Below are 344 nucleotides of genomic sequence, written 5' to 3'. Positions count from 1 at the left end.
GCGCTGCGCGTCGAGGGCGGGCAGGTCCAGCGCCTCGGCGGTGGTCACCTGCACGCCGATGCCGTACTGGTCCTGGAGGGCCTGCAGCCACCGCGCGGCGGGCGTGAGCGCGAACGACGCCGCGAGCGCGTTCGGCGACCCGATCGCCTCCACCCGGTAGGGCGGGGACAGCGGCCGGAAGTTCACCAGCACCGCGCCTCCGGCGCTGCGGATCGCGGTGGCGGCGGTCAGGCGCTGGCCGTTGACGGCCACCGCCTCCGCGCCGGAGCTCCACAGGCCGTTGGCGACGCGCTGCAGGTCCCCGTCCTGGACGCGGGCGTCGGCGGCGGGGTCGACGTCGCGGG

The 344-nt window shown here is 77.6% G+C and carries 1 protein-coding gene; it reads right to left on the bottom strand.

Going from position 1 to position 344, the window contains the following annotated elements:
- Positions 1-344: DUF881 domain-containing protein (locus FHN55_RS22160; protein WP_139714560.1), on the bottom strand; the 344-nt coding region annotated here is incomplete at both ends.

Origin of the sequence: Streptomyces sp. NP160, from assembly GCF_006335115.1 — a bacterium.
Lineage (GTDB): Bacteria > Actinomycetota > Actinomycetes > Actinomycetales > Quadrisphaeraceae > Quadrisphaera.
Note: the sequence above shows the minus strand (reverse complement) of the source record. Positions and strands in the feature narration are given on the sequence as shown.